Source organism: Actinomadura rudentiformis, from assembly GCF_008923185.1.
Classification (GTDB): Bacteria; Actinomycetota; Actinomycetes; order Streptosporangiales; family Streptosporangiaceae; genus Spirillospora; species Spirillospora rudentiformis.
The window spans coordinates 611,659-637,231 of record NZ_WBMT01000001.1; the positions used below are offsets into that span (position 1 = coordinate 611,659).

General features: G+C 69.4%; 15 protein-coding genes. 10 read left to right on the forward strand and 5 right to left on the reverse strand.

What is annotated here, in order from left to right; all coding sequences use genetic code 11:
- Positions 1-54: 54 nt before the first annotated feature.
- The 3 genes from F8566_RS02990 to aceA form a co-directional block, all read right to left on the reverse strand.
- A complete protein-coding gene (locus F8566_RS02990) occupies positions 55-1,539 on the reverse strand; it encodes a M1 family metallopeptidase (protein ID WP_151557631.1) in 1,485 nt (494 codons plus the stop codon).
- Between the two features lie 15 nt (positions 1,540-1,554).
- Positions 1,555-3,021 (reverse strand): M1 family metallopeptidase, encoded by a 1,467-nt coding sequence (locus F8566_RS02995; RefSeq protein ID WP_225992808.1) that lies wholly within the window; start codon positions 3,019-3,021, stop codon positions 1,555-1,557.
- Positions 3,022-3,268: 247 nt separating this feature from the next.
- Complete coding sequence (aceA, locus tag F8566_RS03000) at positions 3,269-4,552, reverse strand: isocitrate lyase (protein ID WP_151557633.1); 1,284 nt, start codon at positions 4,550-4,552, stop codon at positions 3,269-3,271.
- A gap of 149 nt (positions 4,553-4,701) precedes the next feature.
- Here aceA and F8566_RS03005 point away from each other — a divergent pair, with 149 nt between their 5' ends.
- Complete coding sequence (locus F8566_RS03005; protein WP_151557635.1) at positions 4,702-6,138, forward strand: helix-turn-helix domain-containing protein; 1,437 nt, start codon at positions 4,702-4,704, stop codon at positions 6,136-6,138.
- A gap of 43 nt (positions 6,139-6,181) precedes the next feature.
- Here the strand turns inward: F8566_RS03005 and F8566_RS03010 are convergent, their stop codons facing one another.
- A complete protein-coding gene (locus F8566_RS03010) occupies positions 6,182-6,994 on the reverse strand; it encodes a glycosyltransferase family 2 protein (protein ID WP_192809480.1) in 813 nt (270 codons plus the stop codon).
- Between F8566_RS03010 and F8566_RS03015 the strand changes: the two genes are divergently transcribed.
- The 7 genes from F8566_RS03015 to F8566_RS03045 all read left to right on the forward strand — a co-directional run bounded on the left by F8566_RS03015 (position 6,987) and on the right by F8566_RS03045 (position 19,797).
- Complete coding sequence (locus tag F8566_RS03015) at positions 6,987-8,570, forward strand: hypothetical protein (protein ID WP_192809481.1); 1,584 nt, start codon at positions 6,987-6,989, stop codon at positions 8,568-8,570. The genes F8566_RS03010 and F8566_RS03015 overlap by 8 nt on opposite strands.
- Before the next feature lie 122 nt (positions 8,571-8,692).
- Positions 8,693-9,598 (forward strand): dihydropteroate synthase, encoded by a 906-nt coding sequence (gene folP, locus F8566_RS03020; RefSeq protein ID WP_151557641.1) that lies wholly within the window; start codon positions 8,693-8,695, stop codon positions 9,596-9,598.
- A gap of 165 nt (positions 9,599-9,763) precedes the next feature.
- Entirely contained in the window at positions 9,764-10,993 is a 1,230-nt protein-coding gene (locus tag F8566_RS03025; protein ID WP_151557642.1) for an acyl-CoA dehydrogenase family protein, read from the forward strand.
- Positions 10,994-11,202: 209 nt separating this feature from the next.
- Positions 11,203-13,266 (forward strand): NPCBM/NEW2 domain-containing protein, encoded by a 2,064-nt coding sequence (locus F8566_RS03030; protein WP_225992809.1) that lies wholly within the window; start codon positions 11,203-11,205, stop codon positions 13,264-13,266.
- 12 nt (positions 13,267-13,278) lie between these two features.
- A complete protein-coding gene (locus tag F8566_RS03035; RefSeq protein WP_151557646.1) occupies positions 13,279-16,122 on the forward strand; it encodes a glycosyl hydrolase family 95 catalytic domain-containing protein in 2,844 nt (947 codons plus the stop codon).
- On the forward strand, positions 16,119-17,477 hold the full coding sequence (locus F8566_RS03040) for a BNR-4 repeat-containing protein (protein WP_151557648.1): 1,359 nt from the start codon (positions 16,119-16,121) through the stop codon (positions 17,475-17,477). Before F8566_RS03035 ends, F8566_RS03040 begins: the two co-directional genes overlap by 4 nt.
- Before the next feature lie 4 nt (positions 17,478-17,481).
- Positions 17,482-19,797 carry a glycosyl hydrolase family 95 catalytic domain-containing protein gene (locus tag F8566_RS03045; RefSeq protein ID WP_151557650.1) on the forward strand — a complete coding sequence of 772 codons (2,316 nt, stop codon included), beginning with the start codon at positions 17,482-17,484 and terminating at the stop codon, positions 19,795-19,797.
- A 28-nt stretch (positions 19,798-19,825) separates the two neighbouring features.
- Here the strand turns inward: F8566_RS03045 and F8566_RS03050 are convergent, their stop codons facing one another.
- Positions 19,826-20,623 carry a twin-arginine translocation signal domain-containing protein gene (locus F8566_RS03050; RefSeq protein WP_151557652.1) on the reverse strand — a complete coding sequence of 266 codons (798 nt, stop codon included), beginning with the start codon at positions 20,621-20,623 and terminating at the stop codon, positions 19,826-19,828.
- 306 nt (positions 20,624-20,929) lie between these two features.
- On the opposite strand from F8566_RS03050, the gene F8566_RS03055 reads away from it, so the two are divergent.
- Positions 20,930-23,386, forward strand: a complete 2,457-nt coding sequence (locus F8566_RS03055) for a PQQ-dependent sugar dehydrogenase (RefSeq protein WP_225992810.1) — start codon at positions 20,930-20,932, stop codon at positions 23,384-23,386.
- Between the two features lie 21 nt (positions 23,387-23,407).
- The gene (locus F8566_RS03060) at positions 23,408-25,570 is read left to right on the forward strand and encodes a discoidin domain-containing protein (RefSeq protein ID WP_151557654.1); all 2,163 of its coding nucleotides are present in this window, start codon (positions 23,408-23,410) and stop codon (positions 25,568-25,570) included.
- The last annotated feature ends 3 nt before the right edge of the window (positions 25,571-25,573 follow it).

The following is a 25,573-nucleotide window of genomic DNA, read 5'->3' on the forward strand; positions in this document are numbered from 1 at the left end:
GGGCGATGCCCGGTCCGGCCTCCACGGAGGGGACTCCTTACGGCAGCAGACCGCTTACGGCAGTGGAGGCTTGCCGGGGGAGTAGATCCAGGTCTGGAAGAACTGGGTCAGATCCTGGCCGGAGATCTGCTTGGCCAGCGCGGTGAACTGCTCGGTCGTGACGTTCTTGTCCGCGTACTTCTTGACCCAGGTGCGCAGCAGCAGGAAGAACTTCTCGTCGCCGATGCGCTCACGCAGGAACTGCAGCACCATCGCACCGCCGTTGTAGACGCGGTTGTTGAACATGGTGTCGCGCTTCGGGTCGGCGATCACGACCGACCACCAGGGGCGTCCCGCCGGGTCCGGGAACGGCCTGGCGTTGTAGGTCGCCCGGACCGCGTCGGCGACCTTGGCCCCGCCCTGCTTCTCGTTCCACCAGAGATGCGACCAGGTCGCGAAGCTCTCGTTCAGCCAGATGTCCTTCCAGCGCGCCGGCGAGACGCTGTTGCCGAACCACTGGTGTGCCATCTCATGCGCGATGGTGGTCGTGTCGCGGACCGCCGAGTAGACGGGCTTGCCCTGGGTCTCCAGCGAGAAGCCGAGCGGTTGGTCGTTGAAGCGGGCGTCGTCGGCGATGGCGCCGGCGGTGTTGAACGGGTACGGGCCGAAGGTCTTGGTCCAGAGGTCCGTGGCCTCGTTCGTGGTGTTGAAGAAGAAGTCGACCGCGTTCGGCTGGGACGCGATGAGCGTGGGATCGACCGCGGTGTAGTTGGGCGTCCCCAGCGGCGACTTGCCGGTCTTCACCTCCCATTTGCCGATGTCGAGCGTGGTGAGGTACGTCGCCATGGGGCTGTCCTCGTGCCACTTGAAGACGTTGGCCTGGGTCGCGGAACGACGGCGGCTGAACGAGGCGGCCTGTGTCGTCTTGCTCTTCAGGACGCCGTTGGCGACGGCGAGCAGGCCCTTGGGCACCTTGATGGTGTAGTCGTACTTCGCCTTGTCGCTCGGGTGGTCGTTGGACGGGAACCACGTGGAGGCGCCGTTGGGCTCCGCGCCGACGAACGCGCCGTCCGGCGTGTGCAGGAACCCGTACGGCGAGCCGAAGACGATCGGCGACCCCACGATGGTCTGCGGGACGCCGCCGTAGGTGATGGTCACCTTGAAGGTGCGTCCCTTCCGGATGCCCTTGGGGGGCGTCACGGTCAGTTCCTGGCCGCGCCGCTTGAACGAGGCCTTCTTCCGGTCGACCTTGACTCGCTCGACGTCCATGCCCGACAGGTCCAGGTTGAAGCTGGACAGGTTCTGGGTGGCGCGCGCGGTCATCGTCACGACGCCGTCGAGCTGGTCGTAGTCGGGGTCGTAGGCCAGGTCGAGATGGTAGTGCTGGGCGTCGTACCCGCCGTTGCCCTCCAGGGGGAAGTACTCGTCGCCGACCCCGGACGCGCCAGGGGTGTAACGGCCCCGATCGGCGGCCGCGGCGGGGACCCCGACGGCGAGCGAGGCGAGGGTGATCGCCGCGATCGACACGGGGAGCATGCGCGGAACGGTGCGCAATGCCATAAGGGGAGTGTCCTTTCACCAGGAGGTGGGCTTGCCGGGCTGGTAGAGCCAGACCCGGAAGAACTGGTCGAGGTCCTGCCCGGCGATTTTCTCGGCCAGGGAGGTGAACTCCTCGGTGGTGGCGGTGCCGTACTTCTTCTGCTTCACCCAGGTGCGGGCCAGCCGGAAGAACTTCTCGTCGCCGATCTTCTGCCGCAGCGCCTGGAGCGTCATGCCGCCACGGGAGTAGACCGCGCCGTGGAACATCTGGTCCCGGGTCGGGTCGGCGACGACGACGTCCCAGAAGGCGGGGCGGCCGGGGGGCGGCGCCGGCGGGTTGTCATAGGTCTGCTGGAACGAGACCTGGGCGGACTGGCCGCCGTGCCGCTCGGTCCAGTACCACTCGACGAAGCGGGCCCAGCCCTCGTTCAGCCAGATGTCCTTCCACCGGTGGGTGGAGACGCTGTTGCCGAACCACTGGTGGCCGATCTCGTGCACGACCGTGCTCTCGGCGCGCGGCCGGTGGTAGATGGGGCGGCTCTGCGTCTCCAGCGCGTAGCCGATGTTGATCGGCGGCACCAGGTTGTTCTCGGTGATGGAGCCGGTGGTGGTGAACGGGTAACGCCCGAAGTAGTCGGCCAGCTCGTCGGTGGCCCGGGTCGTGTGCCGCGGGGTGGCGACGGCGTCGGGGTGGGCGGCCACGTCCGGGTCGACGGCGTCGAGCTGTGGCAGGCCCTTGCCCGTCGTGGTCGTCGAGACGTTGAAGCGCCCGATCGCGACGGTCGCCAGGTACGGGGCCATCGGGCTGTCCTCGTGCCACACGAACGACGCGCGGTCGCCCTTGGTCCACTGCTTGACCAGATGGCCGTTGCCGATGGCCTTCAGGTCCTTGGGCACCGACATCTTGAGCGTGAAGAGCGCCTTGTCCCGCGGGTGGTCGTTCGCCGGGAACCAGGTGGACGCGCCGTTGGGCTCCGACGAGACCGAGGCGCCGTCGGGGGTGTGCACGAACCCGTACGGCAGGCCGAACACGATCGGCCCGCTCAGGGTCTCGGGCACCCCGTCGTAGCGGACGGTCACGCGGAAGGTGCTGCTCTTGCGCAGGCCCTTCCGGGGGGTGATGACGAGTTCGCGTTCGCCGGTGCGGGTGAACTCGGCGGCCTTGCCGTTCACGTGCACCGAGCGCACGTTCATCTTGTAGAAGTCGAGGTTGAAGCGCGACAGGTCGTGCGTGGCGCGGGCGCTGATGACAGCGGTCGCCCTGAGCGTGTCGGTGGCCGGGTCGTAGGCGGCGTCGACACCGTAGTGCCTGACGTCGTACCCGCCGTTGCCGAGCTCGGGGAAGTACGGGTCGCCGAGACCGGGGGCGCCCGGTCTGTAGTCGGCGCGGTCGGCGGAGGCGGCGGGCGCCAGCGCGACCACGCTCACCGCGGCGAGCGCCAGGGGCAGTGCGCGTCCGGTGCCCCGGGGGCGTCGAGGCTGCCTAGAAGGGCGCATGGCCATCGTCGGATCCTCTCCCTTGAGTGATCGAACAACCCGTCCACATTGGCCGCATAAGGGAGATATGTCGAGGCCGCTGCCGAATGTGGCCGTTGTGTCCGAACGCGCCGGCGGGGGACACGAGAAGGCCCCTCCGGGGTGTAGGAGCCGGAGGGGCCTTCTCGTGACCGGTGGTGACCGGCCGTCCTCAGCGAGCCTTGAGGACTGGGGTGTTGCGGACTGAGGTGTTGCGGACTGAGAGGTTCACGACTCAGTGGAACTGGCCCTCTTCGGTGGAGCCCTTGAGCGCCGTGGTGGAGGAGTCCGGGGCGATCGCGGTGCTGACCTTGTCGAAGTAGCCGGTGCCGGCCTCGCGCTGGTGCTTGACGGCGGTGAAGCCGCGCTCGGCCGAGGCGAACTCGCGCTCCTGCAGCTCGACGTAGGCCGTCATGCCCTCGCGGGCGTAGCCGTAGGCCAGGTCGAACATGCCGTGGTTGAGGGCGTGGAAGCCGGCCAGGGTGATGAACTGGAACTTGAAGCCCATGTGGCCGAGCTCGCGCTGGAACTTGGCGATGGTCGCGTCGTCCAGGTGCTTCTTCCAGTTGAACGAGGGCGAGCAGTTGTAGGCCAGCATCTGGTCCGGGTACTCGGCCTTGACGGCCTCGGCGAACTTGCGGGCCTGCTCCAGGTCCGGGGTGCCGGTCTCCATCCAGATGAGGTCGGAGTACGGCGCGTAGGCCTTGGCGCGGGCGATGCAGGGCTCGATGCCGTTGGTGATGCGGTAGAAGCCCTCGGCGGTGCGCTCGCCGGTGATGAACGCGCGGTCGCGCTCGTCCACGTCCGTCGTGATCAGTGTCGCGGCCTCAGCGTCGGTCCGCGCGATGATCAGAGACGGCACGCCCGAGATGTCCGCTGCGAGCCGGGCGGTGTTGAGCGTCTTGATGTGCTGCGAGGTCGGGATGAGGACCTTGCCGCCGAGGTGGCCGCACTTCTTCTCGGAGGCCAGCTGGTCCTCCCAGTGCACGCCCGCGGCGCCGGCGGCGATCATGCCCTTCATCAGCTCAAAGGCGTTCAGCACACCGCCGAAGCCGGCCTCGGCGTCGGCCACGATCGGAGCCAGGAAGTGCGTGTCGCCCGAACCCTCGGACCACTGCACCTGGTCGGCGCGCAGCAGGGCGTTGTTGATGCGCCGCACGACCTGCGGGACCGAGTTGGCCGGGTAGATGCTCTGGTCGGGGTAGGTCTGGCCCGCCAGGTTGGCGTCGGCGGCGACCTGCCAGCCCGACAGGTAGATGGCCTTGAGCCCGGCCTTCACCTGCTGGACGGCCTGCATGCCGGTGAGCGCGCCGAGCGAGTGGACGTAGTCCTCCTCGTGCAGCAACTGCCACAGGCGCTCGGCGCCGAGGCGCGCGAGGGTGAACTCCTCCTGGACAGAACCGCGGAGCCGGACGACGTCCTCGGCGGTGTAGGTCCGCTCGATGTTCGCCCAACGCTCGTCGGTGTCCCACTGACGCTGCAGCTCGTCGGCTGCGCCCTTGAGGCGACTGTCGCTCATTGTCTTGCCCTTCTGTGTCGTCCCCTGGGTGCTTGGGCATGAGTCTGCCCCGCGACAAGCCCTTAATGAACTCGCGAGTAACGAAAGATTGTCGAAATTTCCGTTATGATGAAGCCGTGACGACCTTGCGGCCAGAAGAACCCCTCAACTTGACGAGTGACGTAGATCTCGTCACCTTCGGCCAGCGGCTCCGCCACCTCCGGCGCAGCCGCGGCATGACGCTGTCCGACCTCGGCGAGCGGGTGGGCCGGGCGCCGTCCCAGCTCTCCCTGCTGGAGAACGGGCGGCGCGAGCCCAAGCTCTCGCTCCTGCAGTCCCTGGCCGCGGCGCTGGAGGTCCCGGTGGAGGAGCTGCTGCGCCGCCAGCCGCCCAGCCGGCGCGCCCAGCTCGAGATCGCCCTGGAGGAGGCCCAGCGCGATCCGCTGTACAAGACGCTGGGCCTGTCGCACCTCAAGGTCAGCAAGCGCATGCCGAACGAGGTGATCGAGCACATCCTGGCCCTCTACGGTGAGCTGCGGCGCAGCCGCACCAAGCCCACCGCGAGCCCCGAGGAGGCCCGCAAGGCCAACGCCGAGCTGCGGCGCCAGATGCACGAGCGCGGCAACTACTTCGGCGAGATCGAGACCGTCGCGGCGCGCACCCTCGACGCGATCGGCTACCGGCGCGGCCCGGTGTCGCAGGGCATGCTGATGACGCTGGTCGGTCACTTCGGCTTCAGCCTGCAGTACGTCCAGGACCTGCCCCGCTCGGTGCGTTCGATCACCGACCTGCGCAACCGGCGGATCTACCTGGAACGCGAGCAGCTCGGCATGCACACGCCCCGGACGATCCTGCTGCAGACCCTCGGGCACATCGCGCTGGACCACGACCAGCCGCGCGACTTCGCCGACTTCCTGCGCCAGCGGGTCGAGGCCAACTACTTCGGCGCCGCGATCCTGATGCCCGAGCGCGCGGTCGCCCCGTACCTCCAGGAGGCCAAAGAGGCCCGCGAGCTGTCGGTGGAGGATCTGGCCGACGTCTTCTCCGTCTCGTACGAGATGGCCGCGCACCGCTTCACCAACGTTGCGACCCACCACCTCGACCTGCAGCTGCACTTCACCAAGAACGACGAGAACGGCACGATCTACAAGGCGTACGCCAACGACGGCCTGCTCTTCCCGCAGGATGAGGACGGGGCGATCGAGGGTCAGCGGATGTGTCGGCAGTGGGCCGGGCGCCATGTCTTCAGCGCCGCAGACCGCTTCTCGGTCTACTACCAGTACACCGACACCCCGACCGGCACGTACTGGTGCCTCTCCCACATCGACCCGTCGCACGAGCGGGACTTCGCGATCACGCTGGGCGTGCGGTTCGAGGACTCGCGCTGGTTCCGGGGACGGGAGACGACCAACAGGGTCAAGTCGGCGTGCCCGGACGGCGACTGCTGCCAGCGGCCGCCGAAGGAGCTCGCCGACCGGTGGGAGGGCATGGCGTGGCCCTCGGCCCGTGCCCATTCCCACGTGCTCTCGGTCCTGCCACCCGGCGCTTTTCCGGGGGTCGACGAGGCCGATGTCTACGCCTTCCTGGACAGGCACGCCGCCGGATGACACGGGGCTGAAGGGAAAACGTCGTTCAGGGACGCATGGCGGGTCAGGGAAAACGCGGCGGCATGGGCTCTTCCATTGCCGCGTAGAGCCGCTTCAGATAGGCCTCTGCCTGGCTGAGATCGCCGTTGTAGGTGCGGATGACCTTCAGGATCCGGTCGACCCATGCGTCCCACTCCGGGCGCAGCGCGGGATCGAGCCGGCCGTGCTTGACGGCGATGTCGAGGATCGCGCGGCCGATCTCCCCGCCCATGTCGGCCTTGTAGCGGAACCGTTGCTTGAACAGGCCGATATGGGTGAGGGTCACCGGTCGGCCGGTCAGTGCCGCAGAGAGGTTGAGGTACGCCTCGATGCCGAAGTCCACGGGGGCGTCGTCCGCCAGGAGCTCGGGGCGGACCGCCCGGAACCCGCTGAGCGGGCGGTCGCCGAACCGGCCGTCGGCCTCGGGGACCAGGGCGCGGACCAGCGGGCCGTAAATGGAGATCGTCGCACTCAGAATGGGTTTGGGCGGCGGATCGTCGAAGTCGGCGACCACCATGGCCGTCGATTCGGGAGCCGCGTCGATCGCCTTGCGCAAAGTCAGCGGAATGTTGCGGCCGTTCTCGACGATATCGGCGTCCATGAAACACAACCACGGAGTTTCCGTCGCACTGGCCATCGCCACCATGGCGGCGCCCTTTCCCAAAGGCGCCGGAAGCACTTCGCAGCCGAGCGAACGCGCGCGCTCGGCGGTGCCGTCGGTCGAGGCGCTATCGACGACGACGACGCGAGTGGCGGTGTCCGCCGCCTCCCTTGCCTGCCGGATCGCATTCCCCACATAGGGCTCCTCGTTGTGGGCTACGATCGCGATAGTGAGCATTGCGGGGCAAATCCCTCCAGACTGGACTATTAGCTGGATTCGTACGTACGATCTCGGCGATCTGGCCGACATCGCCCCTCGTGATCTTCTGATCGCAGGAAGTGACGGCACGGGGGAGCTCCTGGACGTCGACGCCCAGGCGTTCTTCGACATCCAGACCCTGCGGCTCGGTCATGTCGCGCGGTACCGCCTTCCCCCGATCACCTTCGACGGGGTGCTGCGGCTGCGCGCCGGCGAGCGTCCGGTCAGCGGCAAGGTGTCGGTCCACCTGCTGGTGCACGCCTCCGGATTCATGGTCATCAGACCCACCCTACGGTCGGAGTGGCTGAGCACCGAGGGCCGGGTGACGGCCGAGGTCCTCGGCCAGCTCGAACGGGCCATGTGGATTACGGGTTACCCGTTGCGCTGGCACGTATCCGGCGGGCATGTGATCGAAGGCAGCGTCCGCTGCGTGATGAACTGGGTCTTCTTCGACCTTTACGAGCGCGTGCACGGTGTGTCGAATCCCGAGCAGGTCGCGCTGTGGGCGCTCGAAGGCATCCAAGGTTGCGACCGCCTGCACGAGATGTACGCCGAGGGGTTCATCAGCTACCCGTTCCCGGTCAGCTTCGGCGCGCAGTTCGAGATCGTCAATCCGCAGCTCAGCCCGCTCTTCGGCGGCATGGACACCGAGGCCGAGTGGCAGCGGACCATCGACTGCCTGATGTTCCCCGACCGCACCGACATCCGCGCGGTGCCGATCACGCTGGGCCGGGAGACGCTCGACCGCTGGTACCTGTCGGAGAACCAGGCGCTCACGCTGGTCCCGGCGGGGGAGCCGGACGCCGAGATGGACGTGATCGACCCGGACCGGACCCAGCTCCTGGAGGCGCTCGGGCTGCGCCGGGCCGTGCTGCGGTGCGTCCAGCGCGACACCCAGCGGGTGCTCACCGAACGCCGCACGGTCACCCGCTACCAGCTCGAACGGTGGCAGCACATGGTGGCCAGCACCACCGACGACTACGTGCTCCATGACCGCATCGGCCAGCTCATCGAGCCCATCCGCCTGCACAACAGCAACGAGATCCTCATCCGCGACCTCGGCGACCTCGAACGCCAGGTGCGCGCCAACCTCGCCTGGTTCCAGGAACGGCTGGACACCCTCTCGGCCTGGACCGGCGGCCTGGTGGGAGCCTCGGTCGGCACCGTGGCGATGGTGCTCAGCCTCCAGGAGGCGCTGAAGGCGATGCTCAGCCAGACGCTGGGCCGCGAGCCGGACAAGGTCTTCCAGGATTTCGGCTGGCTGTTCGCGCTGACCATGCTGACCCTCATGATCATTTCGTTCGCGGTCGCCGTCACGGTGATCCGGCGGGTGACGCGCACGTTGAGCCCCTTCTCCCGCCGGTTGCCGATCCGCGGCGGTCCCCGGGCCAGGCGGCGCGCGCGTGCCCTGCGGCGTGCCATCGCCGCGCAAGCCGAGCAGCCCACGCCGCCGGAGCCACCCGTTCCGCCGCGGCGCACGCCGCCCCCGGCGCCGCCCGTCCCGCCGCAGGCCCCGCCGCCGCTCGCGGAGGGAGAGCAGCCGGCCGAGGCCTGACGCCAGGTGCCCTCCCATGCAGGCAGGTGTCATACGTGCAGGTGCCGTAAGGGCAGGTCTCGCGGCGTGCTTGACTGAGAACTCACCGTCGCCCGGTGCCGGGTATCGAGGAGGACTTGTCCATGTCGCGGAACGGACAGAGCGCGGGATTCCTGCCTGAGCTGATCCAGCCGGATCGCACCATCGGCGCCCGCCGGTTCGACTTCTCGCGGCGGGTCGCGGTGATGGCCATCATCAACCGCACGCCCGACTCGTTCCATGACCGGGGCGCCACGTTCCAGCTCGCCAGGGCGGTGGAGGCGGCGGAACGGGCGGTCGCCGACGGCGCCGACTGGCTGGACATCGGCGGGATGCCGTTCGGCAAGGGCCCGGAGATCTCGGTCGCCGAGGAGATCGAACGGGTCGCGCCGGTGATCGAGGCGGCCCGGGCCAAGACCGACGCGGTGATCTCGGTGGACACCTTCCGCGCGGAGGTGGCCGAGGCGGCGCTCGCGGCCGGGGCCGACGTCGTGAACGACACCAGCGGTCTCAAGGATCCGGAGCTGGCCCCGGTGGTGGCCAAGACCGGGGCGGGCCTCGTCGTCACCCACAGTCTGGCCGGGCCCAGGGTGGAGCACCCGAAGCCCACCTACGACGACGTGGTCGCCGAGGTGGCGGCGTTCTTGCGCGACCGGGTGGCCCGGGCGCTCGCCGCGGGTGTCGATCCGGGGAGCATCGTCATCGACCCCGGCCATGACCTCAACAAGAACACCTACCACTCGCTGGAGATCACCCGCCGGCTGAGCGAGATCGCAGCCATCGGCCACCCGCTGCTCGTCGCCGTGTCCAACAAGGACTTCATCGGCGAGATCGAGGACCGCCCGCAGCACGACCGGCTGGAGGGCACGCTGGCCGTCACCGCGGCGTGCGTCCTGCAAGGTGCGCGGATCGTGCGCGTCCACGACGTCCGGGCCACCGTGGCCGCGGTCCGGACGATCGAGGCGGTGCTCGGATTCCGCGAGCCGCTGGCCCCCCGCCACAACCTCTGATCCGGACTCCGAACACCGGGCTGCAAGGCCCGCCGCGTGCTCGATCTGTGCTGATCCACGGGTTCTTTTCATCGTGTGCTGTGACTCTGGCCACGGTGTTACCACCGGTAACGGCTGCGGTGCTACCGTTAGTAACAGATGATATTGGAGAGAGGGTCAATAACGATGACGAGCACCGAGGCGACGCCGTTCTCGCTGGAGCTCAGCGAGGACGTCAGCGAGGTCCAGCAATGGGTCCATGAGTTCGCGAAGGACGTCATTCGTCCCGCCGCGGAGGAGTGGGACGAGCGCGAGGAGACTCCTTGGCCGCTCATCCAGGAGGCCTCGAAGGTCGGTCTCTATTCGCTCGACTTCTTCGCCACCCAGTGGCTGGAGCCGACGGGGCTCGGCATCCCGGTCGCGTTCGAGGAGCTGTTCTGGGGTGACGCCGGGATCGCGCTGTCGATCGTCGGCACCGGCCTCGCCGCCGCCTCGATCGCCGCGGTCGGCCTGCCCGATCAGGTCGCCGAGTGGGTCCCGCAAATGTTCGGCACCGCCGACGACGTCAAGCTGGGGGCCTTCTGCGCCTCCGAGCCGGACGCCGGCAGCGACGTCGGCTCGATCCGCACCCGCGCCTCCTACGACGAGGCCAAGGACGAATGGGTGATCAACGGCACCAAGACGTGGGCGACCAACGGCGGCATCGCCGACATCCATGTCGTGGTCGCCTCGGTCTACCCCGAGCTCGGCAGCCGCGGCCAGGCGAGCTTCATCATCCCGCCGCACACCCCGGGCTTGAAGCAGGGCCAGAAGTTCAAGAAGCACGGCATCCGCGCCTCGCACACCGCCGAGGTCATCCTGGACGACGTGCGCGTCCCGAGCCACTTGATCATCGGTGGCAAGGAGAAGTTCGACGAGCGCATCGCCCGGGTCCGCGAGGGCAAGAGCGCCAAGGGCCAGGCCGCGATGAAGACCTTTGAGACCACCCGGCCGACCGTCGGCGCGATGGCCCTCGGCGTCGCGCGCGCCGCCTACGACTACGCCCTCCAGTACTCCCAGGAGCGCGAGCAGTTCGGCAAGAAGATCGGTGACTTCCAGGCCATCGCCTTCAAGCTCGCCGACATGAAGTGCCAGATCGACGCCGCCCGCCTCATGGTGTGGCGCGCCGCCTGGATGGCCCGCACCGGCAAGGACTTCACCAGCGCCGAGGGCTCCATGGCCAAGCTGATGGCGAGCGAGGCCGCCGTCCGCGTCACCGAGGAGGCCATCCAGATCCTCGGCGGCAACGGCTACACCCGCGAGTACCCGGTCGAGCGCATGCACCGCGACTCCAAGATCTTCACGATCTTCGAGGGCACCTCCGAGATCCAGCGCCTGGTCATCGGCCGCACCATTACGGGCCTGCCCGTCCGCTAGCCCACACCGGTCAGCCCTCCGCGCACGAGACAAAACGCCCCTGGCGGTCACCGGCCGCCGGGGGCGCCGCTGTTTGAGGACGACCGCGTCACCGAGCAAGAGGTCAGACCTATTTCTTGATTTTCATCTAGAAAGCGCTTTCTTCCCATCGGATCTCATGTAAAGATCCGATGTATCCCCCTCAGTGGATCGTGGAAGGGAGCCCCCCGTTGCGTACGCGCCGGCCTTCACGCCTGAGAATCCTGACGGCTCTGCCGACCCTCCTGCTCACCTCGTTCACGGCCCTCGGGGCCAGTCCCGCCGCCGCGGCGCCGGCGACGCCGGTCACGGCGTCGGCGTTGCCCGACGGGCTGGCGCTGACGCCGCCGATGGGGTTCAACAACTGGAACGCCACTGGCTGCGACATCAACGAGCAGATGATCCGCGACACCGCGGACATCTTCGTCTCGTCCGGCCTGAAGGACGCCGGCTACGAGTACGTCAACATCGACGACTGCTGGGCCGAGCCGCAGCGCGACCCGGTGACCGGGCGGTACGTCGCGCACCACGAGCGGTTCCCGAGCGGCATCAAGGCTCTGGCCGACTACGTGCACGGCAAGGGCCTCAAGCTCGGCATCTACACCAGTGCGGGCACGGAGACGTGCGCGCGGACCATGCCCGGCAGCCTCGACCACGAGGAGCTCGACGCGCAGACCTTCGCCGACTGGGGCGTGGACTACCTCAAGTACGACAACTGCCACAACCAGGGCAGGCCCGCCGTCGAGCGCTACACCAAGATGCGCGACGCGCTGAAGAAGACGGGACGTCCGATCGTCTACTCCATCTGCGAATGGGGCCAGAACAAACCCTGGGAGTGGGGGAAGGACGTCGGTCACCTCTGGCGTACGACCGGTGACATCACCGACAGCTGGACCTCGGTGGTCTCGCTGTTCAAGCAGAACGCCCCGCTCGCCCCGTACGCCGGGCCGGGGCACTGGAACGACCCGGACATGCTGGAGGTCGGCAACGGCGGCATGACCGACCGGGAGTACCGCTCGCACTTCAGCCTCTGGTCGATCATGGCGGCGCCGCTGCTGATCGGCTCGGACCTGCGCAAGGCGACGCCGCGGACGATGGAGATCCTGCGCAACCGCGAGGTCATCGCCGTGGACCAGGACGCACTGGGCGTGCAGGGGCGCGTGCTGCGCGACGCCGGCGGACGCTGGGTGCTCGTCAAGCCGCTCGCCAATGGCGACGTCGCGGTGGCCCTCTTCAACGAGACCGAGGAGACGGCGACCTTCGAGGTGACGGCCGCGGAGCTCGGACTCCCGAAACGCCCGGCGTACGTGGTGCGTGACCTGTGGGCGCACCGCTCGTTCGAGAGCGCGGGCACGTTCTCGGCGTCCGTCCCCGCCCACGGCACCGTCATGTACCGGATCAAGCCGGGCGCCCGGAACTGGTGGCGGCAGCCGCCGCTCCCCGAGTACGGGCTGAGCCTGGCCGCTCCGGCGGCGGGCATCCCCGGCACCATCACCCCGGCGGGACGCCCGTTCACCGCGGACCTCACCGTGACCAACCGGGGTCGCGCGCCGATGCTCGCCGTGCGCCACACGATCGACGCGCCGGACGGCTGGAAGGCCGAGCCGCTCGGCCGCACGAGCACATCGGTGCTCCGGCCGGGCAGGCGGTTCGCCACGCGCTTCCGGATCACGCCGCCCGCCGGTCTCGCACCGGGCGGTCATGAGCTGACCGGCACCCTCGCGTACCGCTCGGCGGCAGGCAGCCGCGTCAGGTCCGTCGCCACCGAAGAGCTGATCGTGCCGGAACGGGTGCCGTCCGGTGCCTCCAACCTCGGTGACGTGCGGTGGGCCGTCGCGCGCAACGGCCTCGGCCCGGTCGAGCGCAACACCTCGGTGGGCGGCGCGCGGCCCGGCGACGGACGTCCGATGAGCATCAACGGCAAGGTGTACGGGACGGGCCTCGGGACGCACGCCCCAGCCGAGCTCATCTTCTACCTCGACCGAGCCTGCTCCTCGCTCTCCACCGACGTCGGCATCGACGACGAACGTGACCCGAGGCCTGATCCGGCGCAGGGCACGGCGACCTTCCAGATCTGGGCGGACGGCACCAAGACCGCCGACAGCGGCGTGCGCACCTGGCGCGACGACGCCGTGCACCTGGAGGGCGACCTGCGCGGCGCCTCGTACCTGCGGATCGTCACCGACGGCGGGCCCGACGGCTTCCGCTGGGACCGCGGCGACTGGGCCGCGCCGACGCTCACCTGCGGACAGTGAGGTGACAGGCCGATGAATCCCTTCACTCCCTCGCGCCGCGGTTTCCTCGGCGGAGCCCTCGGCGGTGTCGCGGCCGGGGCGGTGCCCCTGCCGAGGACCGCGGCGAGGCGCGGGCTGCGCGACCTGATGAGCACGGACCGCGCATGGGAACGGTTCCTCGCCGACCAGGACCTGCGGTGGGCGCGCCTGCCTCGCGCCTGGTACGAGGGGCCCTTCCTCGGCAATGGGTTCCTGGGCTCGATGGTCTACCAGGAGCCCGGCAGGAACGCGCTGCGCTTCACCGTCCAGCACAGCCAGGTGCAGGACCACCGGCCCGCGTTCGGCAACGAGTGGGGAGTCGCCCGGCTGCCGGTCGGGAACCTCGCCCTCGAACCCGCCGGCGAGATCACCGAAGTCGACCTGCGCCTGGACCTGTGGAACGCCGAGCTGCGCGGCACCCTCACCACAAGCCGGGGACGCATCCGGCTGCGCGCGTTCATCGAAAGTGGCCGGTCCCTGCTGGCCGTCGCGATCAAGACCACCGCCGGGGAGAACGGCGCGCGCCTGGTCTACCGGCCCTCGAAGGCGGTCAGCCCGCGGATCATCCGCGAGGACCCGCCGAAGGCGATGCAGCCCAACCCTGACCCGCACACCCGCGTGGACGGCGGCGTCACGCTCACCGTGCAGCCGCTCGCCGCCGGTGGGCAGACTGTGACGGCGCACACCGAGCACCGCGAGCGCAGTGAGCGGATCTTCTACCTGACAGTCGCGCATTCCCATCCGGAGCCCACTGCCGAGGCGAAGGCGCTCGGCACCGTGCGATCCGCGCCCCGGCTCACCGCCCTGGAGCGGGAGCACCGGACCTGGTGGCACCGCTTCTACCGCAAGAGCTTCATCTCGATCCCGGACGGGCTGCTGCAGAGCTTCTACTGGATCCAGCTCTACAAGCTGGCGTCCGCCGCCCGCGCCGACGCGCCCATCATGGCGACGACCGGGCCCTGGCTGGAGCCGACCCCGTGGCCCTCGGTCTGGAACAACCTCAACTCCCAGCTCGAATACTGGCCGGTGTACGGGTCGAACCATTTGGAGCTCGACCCGATACCGCGCTCGTTGAAGGCGTACCAGCGCATCCTCGTCGAGGCCCTCCGCCCGGAGTTCCGCGCCGACTCGATGGGACTGCGGCGCAGCACCGACGCGCAGTTCGACGACGCGGGCTTCGTGGGCGCGCCCGGGTATCCATCGCCGGATCCCGAAATCGGCAACCTGCCATGGCTGCTGCACAACGCCTGGCTCACCTACCGCCACAGCATGGACGAGCGGATCCTGCGCGACGTCGTCTTCCCGATCCTGCGCCGGGCCATGAACTACTACCTGCACTTCCTCAAACCCGGTGACGACGGCCGGCTGCACCTGCCGCCGACGTTCTCCCCGGAGTACGGGACCGCGCCCGACTGCAACTACGACCTCGCCCTGATCCGGTGGAGCTGCCGGACGCTGCTCGACGCCGCCGAGCGCCTCGGGGTGGCCGACCCGCTGGCCGCCCGCTGGCAGGAGGTGCTCGACACGCTCGTGGAGCCGCCGGTCGACGGCAACGGGTTCATGGTGGGGACAGGCGTGCCGTTCGCCAAGTCGCACCGGCACTACTCGCACATGCTCGCCGTCTACCCGCTCTACCTGGTCAACTGGGACCGGCCGCAGGACCGCGACCTGATCGACCGGTCGCTGCGGCACTGGATCGGCTTCGAGGGCGCACTGCGCGGCTACAGCTTCACCGGGGCCTCGTCGGTCTCGGCCGCGATGGGCCGCGGTGACGACGCGCTGAAATACCTGCGGGAGTTCGTCGCGCGCTTCGCCCAGCCCAACACCCACTACTACGAGGCCGGGCCGGTCATCGAGACGCCGTTGTCCGGTGCCCAGTCGCTGCACGACATGCTCTGCCAGAGCTGGGGCGGCGTGATCCGCGTCTTCCCCGCCGTGCCCGCGGCCTGGCGGGACGTCACCTTGCACAACTTCCTGACCGAGGGAGCCTTCCAGGTCAGCGCCGTACGCGAGCGAGGGGTCACGCGGTTCGTCCGGGTGCTGAGCCTGGCCGGGGAGCGTTGCCGCCTGCGGCACGGCCTGCCGGGCAGGCCCGCCGTTCGCGGCACGCGAGGCCGCCCGCCCGCCTGGCGCGACCTCGGCGGTGGCGTGATCGAGATCGACCTGGCGCGGGGGCAGGAGGCCGTCGTGCACGTCCGTGGGGCCGACCCGGACCTGGTGATCGCGCCGGTCCGCGTCACGACCAAGGCACCGCCCTGGGGCCTGCCGCCGCTCCCGCCGGCCGGGCAGGCGGTACCGGTCGAGCTCGCCGGTCATTTCGACAACGACGGCATCACCAGCGAGTTCTTCATGGGCGACGGCGACTTCGACGGCACGGGCGCCACCTACCCGGCCGCCGCCCTGCCACAGACCGGACGGGTGACCGCCGACGGCGTGGAGTTCCTGTTCGTCAACGGGATCGAGGGCAGCGCGAACAACGTCACCGCGGCCGGGCAGACGATCCCCGTGCCGGCGGGCCGCTACGCGCGGCTGCATGTGCTCGGTGCGAGCGACAACGGCAACGCCGGCACCACGGTGACGGCCGTCTACGCCGACGGTGGCACCGCGGCGGTCCCGCTCCGGCTCACCGACTGGAAATCCAACCCGGCCTACGGCGAGTCCGCCGCGGTACGGGCGCCGCAGTTCCACACCCGGACGGGCGCCAAGGACATCGCGGTCACGATCTTCCATCAGAAGGCCGACCTCGACCCGGCGAGGGAGCTCACCGCACTCCGGCTGCCGAACCTCACCCGGCCTCGCCCGCACCTCTTCTCCCTCACCCTGGAGAAGCCCTCATGAACAGGCGAACCGTGCTGACCAGCGGCGGGCTCGTCGCCGGTGGGGCGCTCAGCTCCGCGTTCATTCCGGAGAGTGCGCGGGCGACGACCGGCAGACCGGCGTTCCAGGTGATGACGCCCGCCGCGACCGTGGCGGCGCGCACCGACCGGCGCCCTGTCGCGGGCGGCGTGCACGACCCGAACGTGGGCCGCACCTTCATCTCGTGGAGCGGGCAGTACGAGAACGGCTACGTCCAGGCCTACGACCACCGTTCCCGGACGTGGTCGGGGCCGCTTCAGGTGACCGAGGGCGAGCACGACTCGCACAACTACCCCACGCTGATCCAGGCCCGGGACGGGCACCTGCTCATCGTCGTCGGCATGCACAACGTCGGCACGGTGGTGGCGCGCTCCGCCCTCCCGCACTCGATCGAAGGCCTCTGGCAGGTGCGCACGGTCGCCGAGGGAGCGGCGGCGAGCTACCCGATGCCGTTCAGGGCGCGGTCGGGGGAGATCTTCGTGTTCTTCCGTGAGACCACCAAGACCATCGACCCGAGAGTGCCGAGCGACACCCGGCCGATCCTCTACCTGCGCTCCCGGGATCACGGGCGCACCTGGAGAAGCTCCGCAGCGCTCACCGGCGCCCCGTACGCGCTCGGCTCGACCGATCGCGCGGACAACCTGAACGAGATCTACATCGGCCAGCTCCGCTACGACCCCGGCGGTCGCGGGCGGCCTGAACGGGCGCACCTGGTCTGGACGCTCGCGGGTGGCGGCCCCGATCAGCATCTGCACGACTACTTTCACAAGGACATCCACTACGCCGCGTTCGATCCGCGGACTCTGCGCTTTCACGGCCCAGGCGGACGCGACCTCGGCGTCCAGCTCACCGACGACGAGCAGGAACACGCCTGCAAGGTCGCGGTCACGCCGCTCGCGCGCCCCGCGCAGCTCAAGTCTCCCGACTACATCCAGCTCGTCGGCACGACGACGAGCGGTCGCCCGTTCGCGGTGTGGTCCGCGGCCGATGACACCGGGCTCTGGCACGTCTTCGTCTCCCGGCGGCAGGCCGGCCGGTGGCGTACCTCGGAGGTCGCGTCGGGGCTGCGCACTCGGGAGATGGAGCCGGTGGCAGGGGACGTCTGGCGGGTCTACACCACGCGTGACGCAGAGCCCGGCGTATCCACCTACCTCCTCGGGCCTGGCCGTTCCTGGCGGCCGGAGACGCAGATCGCCACGGCCAAGCCCGTACAGCGCATCGAACTGATCGCCGGGTTCCGCGATCCAGCCCGGATCCTCATCACCGGGGCGTCGAGCGCCCGGGACGTGTCCATCGCCGACGGCGACATCCATGTCGCGGGCCTGACCTGGAGGTGACCCTATGACCGAAAGCCCCCTCTCCCGTCGTGCGTTGCTGGGGGCCACGGCCGCCGGCGCGGCGTCCGCCACGCTGATCGGGGGAACGGCCACGGCCGCAGCCGCCGACGGCCTCGTGGACGTCGATGTCGACTGGCCACGGTTCCTGGCGGACGCAGACCTGATCTGGAAACGCCTGCCGCAGACCTGGTACGAGGGGCCCTTCCTCGGCAACGCGCTCCTCGGCTCGGGCATCTACGCCGAGCCCGGCGCCAACGCGATCCGGTTCAACGTCCAGCACAGCCAGGTGCAGGACCACCGCCCGCAGTTCGGCTCTCTGTTCGGCCTGGCCCGGCTGCCCATCGGCTACCTCACGCTGGAGCCGGTGGGCGCCATCACCGGGATCGACTGGCGGCTCGACCTGTGGAACGCCGAGTTGCGCGGCACCGTGACGACCGCCGCCGGCAGCCTGACACTGCGCGCGATCGTGCACGACGACCGGTCGGTGCTCGCCGTGGAGGTGAATCCGAGTGAGGGTGAACGAGGGTTCCGCTGGGTCTTCCACCCGGCCAAGGCGATCAGCCCCCGTGCGGATCCCGTCTTCAACAAGCCGCCGCCCGAGGGATACACCGCCAACCCGGAGCCGTCGGTGGCCCGGCACGGCGACCTGGAGGTGATCGTGCAGCCGCTGCTGGCCGGCGGGCAGCACGTCACCGCCTGGCAGGAGACGCGTCGCGGCCGGCGCCGCACCCTGTACGCGGCCGTGGCCTGGTCGTTCCCCGAGACGACGGCGGAGAGGGAGGCGGTGCGGATGGTGCGCGGCGCCGCCCGCCGCTCGTTCACCGCGCTCACGCCCGGCCATCGCGCGTGGTGGCACGCCTACTACCGCAAGAGCTTCCTCTCGCTGCCCGACCGGCGGGCGCAGGCCTTCTACTGGATCCAGCTCTACAAGATCGCCTCGGCGGCGCGGCGGGACGCGCCCGTGATGGCGACCAGCGGGCCCTGGCTGGAGCCGACACCGTGGCCCGCGGTCTGGTGGAACCTCAACGTCCAGCTCGAATACTGCATGATCCACGGCTCGAACCACCTCGAACTCGACGCGGTCACCCGCAGCCTCGACAGGTACCGGCGCAACCTGGTCGACCAGGTCGACCAGCGATACCGGGCCGACTCGGCGGGCATCCCGCGGACGACCGACATGACCCTGCTCAACAGCGGCGGCACCGGCACCAGCGGCTTCCCGGTGGGCATCCCTGGCCAAGCGTCACCGACGCCCGAGGTCGGCAACCTGACCTGGGCGCTGCACAACGTGTGGTTGTCCTATCGCCACACCATGGACCTCACGATCCTGCGCGATGTCCTCTACCCGCTGCTGCGCAGGGCCGTGAACTACTACCGGCACTTCCTGGCGCCCGGCGCCGACGGGCGGCTGCACCTGCCGTTCACCTTCTCGCCGGAGTACGGCGTCAACGCGCCCGACTGCAACTACGACCTGGCCCTGATCCGGTGGGGATGCCAGACCCTGCTGGAGACCGTGGAGGCCTTGGGCGCCCGCGACCCGCTGGTCCCCGAGTGGAGGAAGATCCTCGCGACGCTCGCCGACTACCCGGTCGACGGGAACGGTTACATGATCGGCGCCGGCGTGCCGTTCGCCAAGTCGCACCGGCACTACTCGCACCTGCTCATGATCTATCCGCTGTACGAGGTCACCTGGGAGCAGCCGGACAAGCGCGCGCTCATCGACCGTTCGCTGAAGCACTGGATCAGCTTCGAAGGGGCGCTCCAGGGCTACAGCTTCACGGGCGCCGCGTCCATTTCGGCGCAGATGCAGCGCGGCGACGATGCCGCCTTCTACCTGTCGGAGCTGCTCCGCCGCTTCGTGCAGCCCAACACCATGTACAAGGAGTCCGGCCCGGTCATCGAGACGCCCCTGTCGGCCGCCCAGTCCATGCACGACATGGTCTGCCAGAGCTGGGGCGAGGTCATCCGTGTCTTCCCAGCCCTGCCCGCCTCCTGGCCGGACCTCGCCGTGCACGACTTCCGGACGCAGGGAGCCTTCCTCCTGTCGGCCGTACGCCGGTCGGGCCGCACCGAGTTCGTCCGCCTGAAGAGCCTCGCCGGCGCACCCTGCCGTCTCCGCCCCGGGATCCCCGGCCCGCTGAAGGTCCGCAGCGCGTCTGGACGCCGTGTGCCGTGGCGCGTCCTGCCGAACGGCGACATCGAGATCGGCATGCGCCGCGGTGAGGAAGTGATCGTGCACAACGCCCGGCACCGGCCCGATCTCCAGGTCGGGCCGGCGGCGCCCGGCTCCCCGGCTCCGCCCTGGGGGCTTCCCGCCTAGGCGATCTCGATGTGGGCCGCGTCCACCCTCAGGTCCCGGTGAGCTGGTAGGCGCGGAGGTCCCTGATGAGCAGATGGCAGTTGCGGAGGGAGCCTGAGGTGTCGCCGAGGGAGCGGTAGATGCCCCACTTGGGGCGTACCCGGTCGGCGAGGAAGGTGTCCACGCCGGTGCGCCGGGCGTCGATGACCGTGGTCCCGCCGCTGCGGATCACCCAGCGGACCGAGCCCGCGCCCCCGTTGCCGATCTTCAGCTCGTAGTCGACGTCGATCCACTTGTCGTGCAGGGGTTCGAGGTCCGTGCGGCCCACCAGGATGTCGGGTCCGAAGACCTTGTGCTCGATGGTCTGCCGCCCGTTCACCCGGCGGAGCGAGGTCACCGTGATCGGCGCGGTGCCGCTGCCGGGCTGCTTGGTCTGCATGATGTGGGTGAACGTGGTGGTCGCGCGCAGCGAGTTCGGGATGAACATCGAGTAGGTGAGCCGCCAGGTCTCGCCGAGCAGCATCCGCAGGTACGCGCCGCCGGCGGGGTTCCTCCCGCCGGTGACCTCCTGGCGTTGCCGGTCGGTCGAGGTGTCGCGGTCGATCGTGTGCATGTTCCAGCGGTAGTGGTCGCCCTCGGCGAAGATGTGCGGCTGTCCCTCAGAGTGGGAGTCGGCCCGGTCGTCCTCGATCGTCTCGAAGGCGCGCAGCCCGTCCCGGCTGGGAACGGGGGACCAGCGCAGCTGCCAGGTGGGTGCCGCCATGGCCCGGGAGCCTAGTGGGATCCCGGCCGCGGCCAGCCCGCCGCCGAGTGCGGTGCCTTTGAGGAAGGTCCGGCGTGAGGTCATGATGCTCCTTAGCCGCCGCCCGTCCCGATCATCGCTTGTTCATGATCGGGCGCTTCGGGCGGGGATGGACGAGAGACCGCCATCAAGATACATCCGATGTTTGGTTTGTAAAGGTCTCTAACTAATTTCGCACGCCGCCTTCTCGACTCTCCCCAGGTGACGGCATATTTCCAGCCCCATCGAAGGCCGGATGTGAAATTTCAATCCGTTGACAGTCGCGCCCGGTCGTGACAAGACGGGGGTTCAAAGATCCAACCTTTCCGGTCTGGCTCCCCGCCCGTCCGGCAGACGGAAAACGGAGGGATCATGCGGCCCCGAGCTTCGTGGAAGACCCGACCGCGCGCGCTGGCGGCGGCGACGGCGATGGTGCTCGTCGCCTGGCTGCTCGCGGCGGTGACGGCGGCGCCCGCCGGTGCGGCACCGGTGCGGTACGAGGCGGAGAACGCCGCCATCTCGCAGGGGGTGGTGGAGTCCAACCACGCCGGGTACTCGGGGACCGGGTTCGTCAACGGCACCAACGCGACCGGCAGTTACGTGGAGTGGACGGTGAGCGCCGCGTCGGCTGGGACCGCCACCCTGGGTGTCCGGTACGCCAACGGCACGACAGTGAACCGGCCGATGGACGTCGCGGTGAACGGAACGGTGGTGTCGGCGGCGCGGGCGTTCGGCGGCACCGGCGCGTGGACGACGTGGGCCACCTCCACCCTGACCGCTCCGGTCAACGCGGGCGCCAACACGATCCGGCTGACCGCCACGAGCGATGCCGGCGGGCCCAACCTCGACTGCCTGGACGTCGAGGTGGCCGCGCCGGGCAACGACTACCAGGCCGAGGACGCGACGATCTCGCAGGGCGTGGTGGAGTCCAACCACGCCGGGTTCACCGGCACCGGCTTCGTCAACTACGACAACGTGGCCGGCTCGTCGGTGGAGTTCGCGGTGAACGCCGCGAGCGCGGGCCCGGCGTCGCTGACGTTCCGGTACGCCAACGGCACGACGACCGACCGGCCGATGTCCGTCGCGGTCAACGGCACGACCGTCGTGGCGAGCCAGTCGTTCCCGGGCACCTCTGCCTGGACGAACTGGCAGGAGATCTCCGTCAACGCCACGCTCAGGGCGGGCGCCAACACGGTGAAGGCGACCAGCACGACGGCCACCGGCGGCCCCAACCTCGACCGGCTGAGCGTCGGCGCCCCCGTCGACACGCAGCCGCCCACCGCGCCCGGTCAGCCGGTCTGCGCCGCCGCCGACATCGGCGAAACGACGATCAAGCTGAGCTGGCCGCCCTCCACGGACAACGCCGGCGTGGTCGCCTACGACATCTACAACCTCGGCCAGAAGATCGCCGAGGCCCCGAACCCGCCCGGCCCGCCGTACACCGTCACCGGCCTGACCGCCGACACCACGTACACGATCTCGGTCTTCGCCCGGGACGCCGCGGGCAACGTCTCGGCCAGCAGCCCCGAGGCCACCTGCAGGACCAGGCCGGGGGAGACGCAGCCGCCGACCGCGCCGACCGGCCTCACGAGCTCCAACGTGGGCTCGACGAGCGTGAGCCTCAGCTGGACCGCGTCCACCGACAACGTCGGGGTCACCGCGTACCAGATCCGGTCCGACGACAACAACGCGGTCATCGACCAGGTCACCGGCAGCCCGCCCGCGACCAGCCGGAACGTGACCGTGCTCGCATGCGGCACCGCCTACAGGCTGCACGTGGTCGCCCGCGACGCCGCGGGCAACACCTCGGCCAAGAGCAACGTGGTCTCGTTCACCACGAGCGGCTGCGGCAACACCCCTGGCACGCCCGCCCAGGTCTCGGGCGGCTGGGACATCCCGTGGGACATCGCATGGTCACCGGACGGCTCGTTCGCCCTGGTCACCGAGCGGGACACCTTCCGGGTCTTCAGGATCAACAAGGACGGGTCCGGCAAGACCCAGGTCGGCACCGTGCCCAACAGCCAGACCACCGACGGCGAGGGCGGCCTCATGGGCGTCGCGCTCTCGCCCACCTGGAACGGCACGAGCGACAGCGAGGTGTTCTTCATGCACACCTCTTCCGACGGCAACCGCATCGCGAAGATGACCTTCAACGGCTCGGCGCTCAGCGGCTACACCGCGATCGTGACCGGTATCCGCAAGAACCGCTACCACAACGGCGGGCGGATCAAGTTCGGCCCGGACGGCCAGCTGTACGCGGCCACGGGCGACTCGCAGCAGGGCGGCCTGGCACAGGACCGCAACTCCCTCAACGGCAAGATCCTGCGCGTGACCAAGTCGGGCGCGGCGGCTCCGGGCAACCCGTTCGGCACCCGGATCTACAGCTACGGCCACCGCAATCCGCAGGGGATCACCTGGGACGCGGCGGGACGGCTCTGGTCCTCCGAGCTCGGCAACTCCTCCGTCGACGAGCTCAACCTGATCGAACCGGGCAAGAACTACGGCTGGCCGACCTGCGAGGGCGATTGCGGCACCGCGGGGATGACCAACCCGAAACGCACCTGGTCGGTCGCCTCGGCGTCGCCCAGCGGCATCGCCTACGTGAACGGCGCGCTGTTCATGGCGGCCCTGCGCGGCCAGCGCATGTGGCGGATCGTCCTCGACGGCCCGAACGTCGTCTCGGCCAACTCGTACTGGAACGGGACCTACGGCCGCCTGCGCGCGGTGGAGAAGGTGCCCGGCGCCAACGCCCTCTGGTTCGGCACGACCAACTCCGACAACAACGGCAACGGCACGGCCGACCGGCTCTTCCGGTCGAACGTCGGCTGACGTGCCAGAGAGAAGCCAGCCATGCGGTCATCGCTGCGGTGCCTCTCGCTCAAAGCGCTCGCGCTGCTCACCGCGGTCACGGCGGTGCTCGCCGTGACCGCGGCGCCGCCCGCGACCGCCGAGCTGCACCATCCACGCCAGGCGTTCCTGCGCGGCTCCATCGGCGGCCTCTTCCTGCACTGGGGGATGCGCACCGCGCCCGCGCACACCAGCTGCAGTGCCTGGGAGTCGGCCGTGACCAACGGCGGCTGGAACCCCTCGTACTGGGTGAACGAGGCCAAGAAGCTGCACACGCAGTACATCGTGCTCGCCACGTTCCACAGCAGGCTCGGCTACGCGCGGCCCTGGCCGTCGGCGATCCCTGGCAGCTGCCGGACGAACCGGGACTTCCTCGGTGAGCTGGTCACGGCGGCCAACGGCCAGGGGCTGCGGGTCATCCTCTACATGACCGACGACCCGCAGTGGTGGAACGAGGGCCTGGGCTCGGGGCAGAGCTGGCTCAACTCCTCCGCCTACTCCTCGTACAAGGGCCGCAGCGTCGATCTGCACACCCGTGACGGGTTCGGCGAGTTCTCCTACGACAACTTCGTGGAGGTCATGCAGCGCTATCCGGAGCTGGCGGGGTTCTGGATCGACAACGACAACGCCTATTGGGAGCGCAACGGCCTGTACGAGCGGATCCGGCGCGACCGGCCCCACTTCACGCTCAGCAACAACAACGAGGACACGCCGATCATGGACATGATCAGCAACGAGCAGAAGACCGGGATGACGCCGTCGTACGACTACCCGCAGGCCGTCTACACCGCCGCGCCCAGGCTGATCGAGGCGGATTTCAAACTGCCCACGAGCGGCGCGTGGTGGTACACGGGCTCGGACAACGCGGTGGACCGCCGGCTGACGCTCGGCCGCCTCATCACCAACGCGGGGTCGTCGGTCAAGGCGCTGATGGCGGAGACGCCGATGAAGGCGGGGCGGATGCCGCCCGCGCAGGAGGCGTTCAACAACTTCGCCAACGGCTACCTGGAGGAGATCTGGGAATCGCTGCACGGCACCGAGGGCGGCGGCTACATGTACGGCGGCCTCAAGCCCGGCTTCTGGAACGACGGTGCCCACGGCGTCACGACGATCAGTAAGACCGACCCGAACCTGCACCACGTCCACGTGATCACCCGGCCGTCCGGCAGCACCCTGCGGATCCGCGACAACGGCTATGAAGTCGCCTCCGTGACTGACCTCAGAACGGGCGCCCCGGTGAGCTTCGGCCAGTCCGGCGGGACGCTGACGCTCAACGGTGTCTCGAACTGGGACCAGTACGACACGGTGTTCAAGGTGGTCACGGCCGGGCGCGAGGGGATCCTGCCGCGTTCCACCTACACCATGAGCGCGAGCGCCTCGGCGAGCGGTCACCCCGCCTCACACGCGGCCGACGGCGATTACCTGACCTACTGGGACGCCACCTCGGCGCAGCCGGTGTCGTTGCGCTTCGATCTCGGCTCGGCCAAGCCGGTGCGGTACGTCGGCATCAACCAGCGTGAGGACTCGACGACGTACCCCGCGTCGGGATCGGCGCGCATCCGCGACTACCGGGTCTACGTCAGCGACGACGGCAGCAACTGGGGCAGCCCGATCAAGACCGGCACGCTGCCCAACCACCGCGGCGTGCAGATCATCGACCTCCCCGCCACCACCACCGCCCGGCATGTGCGAGTCGAGAAGGTCAACAGCCACGGCGTCGCGCGTCTGCGGGTCGACGAGGCGTGGATCGGCACGGCGTACGCCGGGGACGGCGGTCCGGGCGGTCCCGGCGACCACCAGGCGGAGGACGCCACGATCTCGCAGGGTGTGGTGGAGTCCAACCACGCCGGGTTCACCGGCAGCGGCTTCGTCAACTACACCAATGTCGCGGGCTCCTACGTGGAGTTCACCGTCAACGCCGCCCAGGCGGGCAACGCCACGCTGACCTTGCGCTACGCCAACGGCACCACCACGGACAGGCCGATGGACATCGTCGTGAACGGCGCCGTGGTGTCGGCCGCGCGTTCCTTCGCCGGAACGGGCGCCTGGACCTCCTGGGCCACCACCACCCTCACGGTTCCGCTCAACGCCGGGGCCAACACGATCAGGGCCACCGCCACCACCGCCAACGGCGGGCCCAACCTCGACAAGATCACCATCGGATGAGGC